Here is an 11,931-nt window from a genome sequence, read left to right on the forward strand (position 1 = left end):
CCGGGATAATTATTTTTTTACCGCCTGGCCGGTAAGTGCCTGCTGCCAGTCCTCCAGGTGATCCTCTATCCAGTAATGACGGTCAACCCAGGCACGCAGGGCATCCCCTTCCCGGTATGTGCTTTCCAGATCATGAATCCGGCTGCGAATGGCTTCCACCCACGCCTCGGTGGTGTTGGGCACGCGGCACACCGGTGCGTCATTGGTGCGATAGGGATAGATATCGGTGCAGATCACCGGCCAGCGCATCACACCGTACTCCAGCAAGCGCAAATTACTCTTGGACTCGTTGAACGGGTTGATTTCCAGCGGCGCAATGGCCAGATCCAGATTCAGGCTGGCCATTTTTTCCGGATATTCCTGGAAAGACACACAAGGGTGTTCTTCCGCAATGTACGGGCGCATTTCCGGCAGGCACATACCCATGAATACCCACTCGACTTCATCTGCCGTTTGCTTGACCACATCGATGATCAGCGACAGGTCGCCCTGATGCTGCTGGGCCCCCACCCAGCCTACCCGTGGCTTTTTGCCTTGCCCGCGCAATGAGGACACCTTGCCCCACATATGCCGCGCCAAACGGTTTGGCACCACGCGGATATCGTCAATCATGTCGCGGCAGGCCTCGGCCAGTGGCTCGGTAGACACCACCAGGGTGTCGAAATGCTTGAGCATGGCACGCAGGCGCGGGCGGGCATCCGGCATGGTCTTGCGCCATACCCGGTTGAGAATGCTCTTTTCCGGCAGGGCTCCCACCAGGTCATCCAGGCCGAATACCAGACGCAGGTTCGGCATGAATTCACGGTATTGCTTCACGGCATGCAAAACGCCATCGGTCAGCATGGTGTGAATCAGCAAGGCATCCGGGTTGAAACGTGCCATCTCGACCACCGACAGCAGCGGCGCGGCACCGTTCTCGGGCGAGATCATGGCGACATCCAGTCGCCCGCCTTCTTGCAGGGCATGGAAGGGCAAGGAAACGCGGTACTCGCCGCTGCCACCCGGAATGGGCAGGCCCAGCACCTTGTAACGGCCAGCCAGGTGCGGCAGCCAGTTCACATCCCGTGTCGGCTCGAACGCCATGTCCTTGGTACGGAAAGTCAGGTGTCGATTGTAGGCCGGGTCACGCGCCAGCTGTGGCAGCCAGCGCTTGAGCACCACGGCCAGTTCCTGCTGCTCGCGCACGGCGGCGGCCAGAGCAACCGCAGGCTCATAAGTGAGCTTGCCGATACTCTTGGCATGGTGGTGCACCATGGTGATATAGGGTGTGAACACGTTCAGCAAGCCCTGCTGCTGCAGCTTGAGGCAGAAGTCCACGTCGTTGAACAGCACGGTGAGCTGCTCGGCATCAAAGCCGCCGACTGCCTGGTATTTCTCGCGCGAGACCATCAGGCAGGCAGCGGTGACGGCGGAGTAATTCTGCTCGGTCAGCAGGCGGTTCATATAGCCCGGCGCGTCCAGTTCGGACTTTTCAAATACGTGGTCCGCCACCGACAGCACTCCGCCCGGCAAGCCCAGTACAATGCCTGCATGCTGGATGCTGCCGCTTTCCGGATACACCAGCCGGATGCCCACGGCACCGACTTCCGGACGCTGGGCAATGCCTATCATCCGTTCCAGCCATTCGGGCTGGATGATTTCGGTGTCGTTGTTCAGCAGGACAATGTATTCACCCCGTGCCTGCTCCACCCCCAGGTTGCACTGGGCGGAGAAATTGAAGGGCTGCGGGTAATCAATGATGCGCACCCGGTCCGGGTAATCCTGTTGCAAGTCCTGGTAGAAGCGGAAGGTGTCCGGGTCTTGCGAGCCATTGTCGATGATCAGCAATTCGAAATGATGATACGTGGTGCGGGCAAACAGGCTTTCCACGCATGGCTGCAGGTATTCCATCTTGTCCCGGGTGGGGATGATGACAGAGACCAGCGGCGTGCCGCTGACCTGGTATTCCACATGCAGGGTGTTCTCGGCATAGCCGTTGACCACACTGGCAGCAATCCCCAGACGCTGCAGGTGATTTTCCAGTGCCACCTGACGCGCAGCCTCGCGCTGATGCTGCACACCCAAGGGTTCGGCTGGCAGATGCATCAACACTTCGTCGATATGCTGCACCACGTTCAGGCCGAAGTTTTCGGCCAGACGCAGCAGGTGGTTCCAGCATTCGCAAGCCGGGTAGGGTTCGAAACCGCCCAGACTGGCCAGCCCCTGATAGGACAGCGCCACGGCGGCACCGACATAATCCTGTGCCCGCAGGTAATCCAGCGAGAAGTCCGGCTTCAGTTGCGGCAGTACGCGGCACTCAGGCTGGGTATAGCTGTCATGGTCGGTGTAAATGGCCAGCGCTTGCGGCTGGGCGTGGATGGTGTCACCCATGCGCAAGAACAGCTGTGGGGCAGGCATGGCGCCGGCCGGCAGCAGCATTACCCAGTCAGCCGGCACTTCGCCCAGCAAACCGTTGAGCGCCATGGTGAACAGCTGCGGGTCATCCAGCGTGTCCAGCTGCAGCCAGCCCAGGGTGTCGTTCTGGCTGAAAATGGGGTCCGGCATGTCCCAGTCGGCAATGACAATCAGCTTCCAGTTTTTGTACAGCTGCTGTTGCAGGGCATCGATGGTATTGGCCAGCAGTTGGGCTTCGCTGGCGCGGATGGTCATCAGCATCAGGAACTGCGGGCGTTGCTGCCATTGCATCAACATGCGCTCGGCCATCATCTCGGCGTCGATTTCGCGCAGCTCATGCTTATTTTTCCAGTTCTGCCATGCGCGATACGGATCCGGCCCCATCAACATGATGTCGCCTTGCTGTGCGTTAGATTGCAACGCAGGGTGATAGCCATCCAGAATCTTGGCCCGGGAAGTTGGCAACAAAGGCTTCAATAACTCAATCCACCGATAGCATTGGGTTTCCAAAGTGGCAAATTGTTGAAGATACTCGCGTGAACGGGCGACCAAGCTGGTCCGGAGCGAAGCATCTTCAATCAGTTGTATCAGTGCACTTTCCCAGCTCTTGGTGTCATTCGACACCACCAGTGCCAACTGCAGCTGCTTGGCTTCCTCATAGGCAACGACATCACTCAATACAGCAGCAGCACCTGCCGCCGAATATTCAAGCCATTTGAGATCGGATTTGCCTTGGTTGAAAAGATTGTCTTCCAGCGGAGCAATCGCAATGTCCAACCCTAACTTGTTCAGTTGTTCCAGATAATGCGGATAAGTCACGCCCTGGGAGACAACACGCACATTCTGAGCCCCCTCAAACCCTAGAGGTACACATCCCCAGAATACGAAGCGCACCATATGCGGGCCGTACTTCTGCTGGATATTCAGCAGGGCCTGATTGATTACCTTGATGTCACCCACATGAGTCGACGTACCAGCAAAACCGATGGTCAAAGGTTTCGATGAGTCATTTTCATTCAGAGACAATTTGTCATAACGAGATGCCAGCAAGGCATTCGGCAACACTTGCACATTGTCATGCAATGGGCGGAGATGTGCTGCAATTGCCTCTGTGCTGACAGTAACTGCACTGATCTGATGGAGATGCTGCTTCCAAGTACGCCACAAACCGTTCGGATCAAACTCCAAGTATTGACGATGAGAGCTGGGCATTGCCGGTAGCCAATCATCCAGCTCGAACACAATGGGCTTGCCGGATGCAAAGAGGGCTTTGATAAACTTATCGTTCCGGTCAGAGAACGCACCGCGCTGCAGGACAAATACATCAGACCAGGCAACCAGACGCTCGATATCAACGGCCTCTGGACGGCACCCATACACACCATTACCGGGGAAATAAACAGTATCCAGCCATGGGGAGAGCAAGGAGAAGCCGTCATGCAAGCGCAAGCGCATGCAGGCTCCATCCACGACATCGCCGGACAATACACCCACACGAATTCGCTCCTCCGGAGAAGGGAGTTGATTACCGGATTCAAACACCGGCGGCAATGAGCGACGCGTACGCAAATCAGATGCACCACCGGTCAAGCTCACCCGAGACATCAAGCGCTGGTGAGCATCACTTGCAGCCTTCTGGGTTACTTCGATAAAGCGGGACAGCTGCTCATCAAATTGACGGATATGTTCCTGGTAATGACCAAGAATTTTATGTACCGTCGCCTTGGCATGGGAGACTTGCTCAGGAGTATTACCCCATGCAACACCATCGCCATGAAAGAACTGTAATGCAGGGATACTCTGCATCCATGGATTGGGAATGTAAATAACCGGGCAACCGCATAACATCGCCTCGGTACACATCGCGCTCATTTCATAGCTATAAAGACACTCCGCTTCACGGAACAAGGCGGCAAGTTCCGATAAGCTACGAGGATTGGCCATACTGAGCTCAGTAGCATTCTGGACAATCTCCGGATCAACCACTCCGCCTAATGTGCAATAACGATTGGCATAATAGTAGCGCCCCTTGCGCTGGCCATCATGAGGATTATTATTGTTATTGAACAACTCAGTATTGAAAACCGGAACCCGGAGAACATCCGCCTGCATTCCTGCCGGCACAAAATCAGCCTGATTGTAGGTGAATAGCAACTCTGCGTTGTGATACTTGCTTTCCCCACCCAGAAAACCCGGTTTGTTCAATATGTAGCGAACGACAGTACGTGCGCCGTAAGGATTTCCCGGAATAATTTCCGGATAAATTACTATTGGCTCAAGCCCGGCTTCATGATGTGATTTACGCAACTTATCGGTCAATTGCGGAGTATCCAGTGCAGCATCACCGTCACTCGTCGTCACATAGGCATTCATGCCACGCTGGCGCAAATAATGGCATAGCAAATGCAGTACGCGCACCCCGGAAGAAGTCTCACGATATGGTGGCGACACAATATAATACGGATGATGGACCATATTCAGCTCAGACAAACTCACAAGTATTCCTTCATGAGAAACCAACGCCACAAAATGCACTCAGCATGACAAAAAAACATCATCACTAACCAGACTTAATGATGATGCAGCCAACCCACCACCATCGACAAACCAGTACCTACTAATAAACCACAGGGATGGCAACATCATCAACCGGACATCAGCCCAATCCTGATCCTGCATCGCTAGAAACGCGCTTTCAGCCCTTCCGCATGAACATGAATGGCATGTAAAAGTTCAGAAATCTTATCAACCATTTCCAGACTAACCTTCGCCCCTATCGGCAATTGGAAAATACGTCGAGAAAGAAGGTCTACCCCGGGAAGACTTCTACCACTACGCGAGAATTCATCGGCAAAAGAAACTACCCGATGTGTACCCGGATAGAAATAACGTCGTGCATTAATATTTTCCAGCTTTAACAAAGCTATCAAAGTATCTCTATCCAGACCAAAAACATCAGCATCCACATCGCAAACAAAATACTGGCAGTTACTGAAATCAACACCACTTGCCTCAATGATACGCAAACCAGGTATAGATGAAATGCGTTCCCTATATCGATCATAAATCTTCTTGTTATGAGAAATATACACAGGCAATGCTTTCAGATTCAATAAACCAATAGCAGCCTGCGCCTCAGAGAAGCGACCATTACAAGTAACCGGAACCTTGACCTGTGTGCCAATTCCATAACTACTGCGCATGCTGCGTACACGTGCAGCAACAAAATCATCGTTAGTTGTGATGCACCCACCCTCTGCAGTACTCATCACCTTGGTTGCATGAAAAGAGAAGACCTCCAGCTCACCGTTGGCGCCGAGGGTTCTTCCTGCAATCCGGCTGCCAAAGCCATGAGCCGAATCAAAGTACAAATGCAAGCCATACTTTATCGCCAGCTGTTCCATTGCTTGGATATCAGCGACACCACCCCAAAGATTGACCCCGAGAATGGCTGATGTATCTTCATCAATCAGGGATTCAAGATGTTCAATCTGCATCTGGCCATCGACAGGATTGGAATCGCAAAAGACAGGTGTCAAACCATTCCAAAGCAGTGATTGTCCGGTTGCCACAAAAGTAAAGGAAGGCATAATGACCTTGCCTTCCAATTCAAGTGCGACTGCCGCAAGCATCAAACCTATCGTGGCATTGGTGACACAGATTGCGTGCTTCACCCCCAGATATGCGGATAGCTCACTTTCAAACTGCTCAATCAAGGGTCCATGATTGGTATAGTATCCACGGTCAAAAATACCACGCATTTCTGCTGCGTAATCAGACCACTCAGGAAAATATAGTTGACCAACGGGTAAAGCCACATCAAAAATCGGACGCCCACCAGCAATTGCGAAGTCGGAAATTTTAGTTTTCATAGCGATCTCCCATTGATCTCCGCAATGATGCCTTTTGAATTGCTTGCGATATATTTCAGTAATTCAGCAATCTGATTAATATCTGCACACTCAACTGTATGGCCACTAGGAAGCAGCAAGTACTTTCCTGCCAAGCTATTGGTAACCACCATCTCGGCATTACGAACCTCACTGGAAGCACTGACGTGATGCAAAGGTGGAGTATATTGGGCTCTGGCTATCACTTTTTCAGCATGCAATAATTTCAGTGTCACTTCGCTAGAAAGTGGCCAGCTCTCAAGCAACTCAATCACTACACATTTATAACCACAGCGTTCTGCCTCATCAAATTCAAGCAGCCTTACACCCGGCACAGTAGAAAATTCGGTGTAGTAGGTTCGGTATCGCTCTTGATTACGGACAATCTGCGAGTCAAGATCATCCAGACACGCCAAAGCCATCGCCGCATGCACCTCGTTAAGCTTTGCATTCATGCCAAATGTAACCACTTCATCCTGACCAACGAAACCAAAAGCTCTCATTGCATACAGCTGATTTGCCAATTCCGTATTATTCGTTGTGACATAACCTCCCTCAAAACCATTAATCAGCTTACTGGCATGCATGGAAAAGCACTCAGCATCGCCAAAAGAACCAATGGGTCTTCCATTAACGGTTTCATAAGTTGACTCAACAGAGTCAAAAACAAGCGGAATTTTTCTTGACTGGGCCAATGTCTCCAGATCATCAACCGGACACTGGTTGACAATTGGATGAACTGCCAATATTGCTGCTGTATTGTCATCAATCAGAGGGGCAACGGTCTCGGCACTCATGGCCAGGGTGGAAGCATCCACCTCACAAAAAACCGGAGAAAGTCCGGCCCATGAGACAATATCAGCCAACTTACGATAGGTATACGAAGGCAGAATTACATTCTTACGGCCAGTCAGTGCCAGACATTTCAGCGACAAGACCACGGCCCAAAATCCACCGGATAAAACCAAGCAGTGCTTCACATCATGCAACTTTGCCAACCTGGCTTCCAGCATCTGACTTAATGGTCCACGATTGGTATACTGTCCCTGCGTGTAGAAAATTTTCGAATAATCTAAAAATACATCAAAAGAGGGTTTGACCAGATTCGATGTAGACAAAAATTTATCAAAAAGGGCAGATCCACCAAACAAGGCCAAATCAGTCAAATCATTTTTCGCCCCACATTTTACAGGATGATTTTCACTTGTCATGCCAGACCTCACTAGGAATAACAGAAAACAATTTTCACAGAAATGCCTTAATGAGATCAGGACAATAATTAAGGCAAATAACCGGCAATATTCAGGACAATGCAACCATTAATTACAAGCAGCATCAATCACGGCCAAGCAAACCAAGTAATAGTGGCATAACTTTATAAACATTCATTGCCTGCAATTGCCCGGCAAATCCTCGCTTGAAAAAAATCAGATTCATGTCATGCTGGCTTTTCACCCGCAGCTGCAATCTATCCATCGAAATAGGTGCCGAAAAATCTCGATTCAATGAATAAGTATGTGCACCCCGCGCCTTGGCACGCAGTATCGAATTATAGACAACATACTGCCCGGGGTTTTTATTACCCTGTGGGATTGACCCACCCAATGCATAATAAGCAACATCACCAACAATCGTCGTGACCGTAACACCACAAACAGTACCTTCCTGCGTGCGATAAATAGCTACCTCACCAAATCCTCGCTGGCACAGCACTATTGGCTGCATGAACAATTCCGCCGTCATTCCATCACCATACTTGCTGATTACTTTCTGGTGACAAAGTTGAATAGCTTGGTAAATTCTTTCAACCGCTGCATTATCAATAGCAGCACCAGAAAGATATTCCGCCACCAAATTGCTTTTCCCCCAGTTTATATGTGATTTATAGCTCTTCCTGACTACCTGGAAAATGCTTTCTTCACTCTGGTTCAGATCGAGCACTGGGCGATCCCACACCTCGGCAGAAAATGCATGCTGTTTGCTTAGCAGTTGATAGAGTAGAAGTTCTTCCGGACTAGCTTCCTTGATGACATATTCCTTGGCACCATAAGAACGCAACAGATGCTCCAGATATCGTAGCACCAGGTCCAACACCATTCGTTTATCACATAGTGGTTCAACAAAATGAATACTGATCGGGATACCTCCGTCTGCGACGATCGGGGCTACCCAACTGATGACATTATCAGAATGAATCACACATGGAACGACTGCCAAAAGCTGTTTTCCCTTACAAACCGCAAAGGAAACATTATCGACACTATCATCATTTTGGAGGATTGCTTGCCCTTCAACGCCCAGCAAACCACCGAATACTGCCCCTGGGTGCACGAAATTGTTGCAGATTACATCCTGACCAAGCAATTGCCTAAACTCCACCCCATCGTCAGCAAATGAAACGATCCGTAATCGATCATCCGCAGCCATGGGGAAGTGGCCTGCTGCGGATCTCGATTCAAGGAGTTCATTCACTGGAGCGAATCGACCATTGGCAATCCGCCGTGCAATTCTTAATGCAGCAAGTTCATCAATATACTTGCCTTGAGCGTGACAAACAGTAGCAACATTCAGCAAGGTAGCCAGTTTGCTGACTAAATCCCCATTCCCCTCCAATGCGCGTCGAACCACCTCGCACCAGGCAATTCCATTGCGCTGAATATCAAGCATATTGACATTGGTTTGATAGTCCTTACCAACACCATTTTGAACAATATTAATAGAAGCCGAAAAATTCAAGGCGATATCCCCGCGCGCAAAGGCTCAAACACTCATGACCGATAAAAATTCATCAATCAAACCAATGATTCCACTACTGATAAAAGCTGAAGCTCTCAATTTGTTTTGACTGTAATAATTCAGGCATCTGAGCCGGTTCAACATGCATCAGTACATCAACAATAGAAAGCGAGGGTTCAAATACAGTCACCCCCTGATTGTATTCGCATGGTAACATGCGATGAAAACTGAGTTCGATGCCATTTTTTGCAAACTCTGCCTCACTGTACAACGACAAGCCACCAATCGGGTTGATATAGCGAGTTCCTTGGCAGCGTCGAACAATTTCAATCACACGTTGCTGTCCGGTCAAACAAGAAGGTAATTGCAATGAAGAAGAAGAAATAATAGGCGTAGTGATGTTGACAACACCACATATCGCACGCAATCCTCTTTCATTAATTGCAGCCAAGCTCTTTTCATTCTTTGAAACAACTTCCGAAACCATATCGATAACGTATTGCCTTCGCGCGGCTCTACGATATGCTTCATCCAGCTTTCTTATCATGGATTGCGGATCAAAGTCTTCAGCAATATGCCGCTCGTTGATGAGAGCAAATGAGGAAGCCTTGGCCAGGGACAAGCCAAACCATACCGGCTTTCCATCCCGCAAATAACGATTTCGATGCACCCAACCTGACTTGATGAACTGAACATCGTCATGCAGCACAAATAGATCAACCGAATCAATGAGCTGAAAATAGCCCAGATAAGGAAAAAAATAGGGCTGCATAATACCTATTTTCATACATAACCCCTTTGATCCGGCATCAATCCATCATGAAAAAACCACAACTCAGGCAGGATCAAGCAAAATATCATCCAAATTTTCAGACTGATTAAATTCTTGCAACGCAGAAAGCAAAACATCATTTGAAACGCCAACTTGCTGCAATGCTTGTTCAAGCATTGATGCCTGATTTCGCACCCCAGCCATTGTGAAATTATTATTTTTAGCCGCCAAAATCACTCGCATTGCTTTTTTAATGTACAAATACCGACCAAACACCTGGTAATAGGTTGCGCTCTCTTTATGGTAATCCACGCTACCACATGATGTATTTGCAACAAATACTCCGTCATCACTCAGGATTTGACGAACTTCCTGCAAAAATTCCAGTGTTTTCAAGTGAACAGGCACATCACCATCGATAAATGCATCCAGTACAACAAGATCGTATTTTTTACCATTCGCCAAGGCTTTTTCAACAAACATCCTGCCGTCCATTTGATGAACGGCAGAGTCATTGCGCATCACAAGCCCGAAGTATTCAAGTGCGACCTGAATGACATCTTCATCAATTTCCACCATATCAATGGTGGCATGAGGAGCAATACTCCAGAATGCCGCGGGTAAGACGCCACCCCCTAATCCGATAATCAGAACGCTGGCCGGCTGTGGATTCAGATAAAAGGATGCCATGATGAGGCGGGTATATTCCAACATGAGCAATGCTGGGTTCTTGAGTGAAATGCAAGTTTGTCTAGTGGGCGTTGAGCTACTGAATTTCAAAATTCTGAAATCATCTTCGTCATACACATAAATACCCGGACGGTTTACATGCACGATCTGCTTGTTCACTGGCACTGAAGATTGCGACTGTGCGGCAATCCATTTATCGCCCTGAGGCAGCTGCAAGGGATGATGCTCAAAACCAACTTGCACACGTCCTCCTGCTGTTACCCTGCCCTTCATGTCAAAGCGAAACTGACGAGCCCCCGGAATACCTGCTGCCACTGCATCGGAACGGATTTCGTCACACACAGCAATACCAATATGTTGTCCATTCAAATAAATTGACACATAAGTAGGCGATTCACTATGCGCTATATTTGCAGCCCAGCCTGCTATTTCATTGCAATCCAGGCTATCCACCCAGCCTCGAAAATTTTCGGTACTCATGTCTACCTCGGCAGCCATACGAACTAAACCGTTCACTTAATTTACCGGTGCAAATCAAACTACATCCGGATAGAGATATGGAGCATCAAACGCTCAGCAATTCCAGCAGCACGGCAGTGACATCATTCATGCCGGCTTCGGCCGTGGCCGGGTCGAAATTCACCGTGGCACTGCCGCCCTTGCCTGCCGCCCAGTTCACCACCAGGCACAGATGGACATAAGGCAGGTTCATTTCACGGGCGAGGCAGGCCTCCGGCATGCCGGTCATGCCGACAATATCGGCACCATCCCGCTCCAACCTGAGGATTTCCGCTGCGGTTTCCAGCCGCGGGCCCTGGGTGCAGGCATACACGCCCTGATTCACCGCCGGTTTGCCACTGGCATTGACGGCGGCAATCAGCCTGGCGCGCAGCGCATCGTCGTAAGGATTGCTGAAGTCGACATGCACGACCGGCCGCTCCGGGCCATCAAAAAAGGTGTGCTTGCGGCCCCAGCTGTAGTCGATGATGTTGTCCGGCACCACCAGGGTGCCCGGCCCCATGTCGGCGCGGATGCCACCGACCGAGCCGATGGACAGGATGCCCTTGACGCCCTGGTTGTGCAGCGCCCAGATATTGGCGCGGTAATTGATTTCGTGCGGGGCCAGCGAATGGCCGTGACCGTGACGGGCAATGAACACCACGTTTTGCTGGCCGATATGGCCGAATGTCAGTGCGCAGGACGGGTCGCCATAAGGTGTGCGCACAACCTGACGATGGGTTACTTCCAGTAAGGGCAGCTTGGCCAGGCCGCTGCCTCCGATGATGGCCAACATAGTCGGTCCCCCTTGTAATGACATGGCGTCAATGCAAACGCCATGCCGCTTGGTTTTTACCGCATTATGGCTGAATCGGACGGGGGGATAAATTGCTTTATCCCCGGACAGGGCAAACCGGGAATGATTTGCCGGAGGAAAACCATCAGCCCGGC

General features: G+C 50.3%; 7 protein-coding genes. All 7 read right to left on the reverse strand.

Annotation, left to right across the window (positions count from 1 at the left end; all coding sequences use genetic code 11):
• Positions 1-9: 9 nt before the first annotated feature.
• A complete protein-coding gene (locus HWX34_RS04810; protein WP_255496577.1) occupies positions 10-3,387 on the reverse strand; it encodes a glycosyltransferase in 3,378 nt (1,125 codons plus the stop codon).
• 1,688 nt (positions 3,388-5,075) lie between these two features.
• Positions 5,076-6,266, reverse strand: coding sequence for an aminotransferase class I/II-fold pyridoxal phosphate-dependent enzyme (locus HWX34_RS04815; RefSeq protein WP_178971225.1), 1,191 nt, complete (start codon positions 6,264-6,266; stop codon positions 5,076-5,078).
• Positions 6,263-7,495, reverse strand: a complete 1,233-nt coding sequence (locus HWX34_RS04820; RefSeq protein WP_178971226.1) for an aminotransferase class I/II-fold pyridoxal phosphate-dependent enzyme — start codon at positions 7,493-7,495, stop codon at positions 6,263-6,265. Before HWX34_RS04820 ends, HWX34_RS04815 begins: the two co-directional genes overlap by 4 nt.
• A gap of 124 nt (positions 7,496-7,619) precedes the next feature.
• Positions 7,620-9,020, reverse strand: a complete 1,401-nt coding sequence (locus HWX34_RS04825; RefSeq protein ID WP_178971227.1) for a hypothetical protein — start codon at positions 9,018-9,020, stop codon at positions 7,620-7,622.
• A gap of 73 nt (positions 9,021-9,093) precedes the next feature.
• Positions 9,094-9,807 (reverse strand): WbqC family protein, encoded by a 714-nt coding sequence (locus HWX34_RS04830; RefSeq protein WP_178971228.1) that lies wholly within the window; start codon positions 9,805-9,807, stop codon positions 9,094-9,096.
• 48 nt (positions 9,808-9,855) lie between these two features.
• Entirely contained in the window at positions 9,856-10,962 is a 1,107-nt protein-coding gene (locus HWX34_RS04835; RefSeq protein WP_178971229.1) for a spermidine synthase, read from the reverse strand.
• Positions 10,963-11,047: 85 nt separating this feature from the next.
• Positions 11,048-11,776: an S-methyl-5'-thioinosine phosphorylase gene (locus HWX34_RS04840; protein ID WP_178971230.1), complete on the reverse strand. Its 729-nt coding sequence runs from the start codon at positions 11,774-11,776 to the stop codon at positions 11,048-11,050.
• Positions 11,777-11,931: the final 155 nt, after the last annotated feature.

It is taken from the genome of Aquitalea sp. LB_tupeE (assembly GCF_013391415.1).
Classification (GTDB): Bacteria; Pseudomonadota; Gammaproteobacteria; order Burkholderiales; family Chromobacteriaceae; genus Aquitalea.

Excerpts from the sequence above, each read along its gene's own strand:
- HWX34_RS04815 (WP_178971225.1), bottom strand. The coding sequence starts at position 6,266 with ATGAAAACTAAAATTTCCGACTTCGCAATTGCTGGTGGGCGTCCGATT.
- HWX34_RS04840 (WP_178971230.1), bottom strand. The coding sequence starts at position 11,776 with ATGTTGGCCATCATCGGAGGCAGCGGCCTGGCCAAGCTGCCCTTACTG.
- HWX34_RS04830 (WP_178971228.1), bottom strand. The coding sequence starts at position 9,807 with ATGAAAATAGGTATTATGCAGCCCTATTTTTTTCCTTATCTGGGCTAT.
- HWX34_RS04835 (WP_178971229.1), bottom strand. The coding sequence starts at position 10,962 with ATGAGTACCGAAAATTTTCGAGGCTGGGTGGATAGCCTGGATTGCAAT.
- HWX34_RS04820 (WP_178971226.1), bottom strand. The coding sequence starts at position 7,495 with ATGACAAGTGAAAATCATCCTGTAAAATGTGGGGCGAAAAATGATTTG.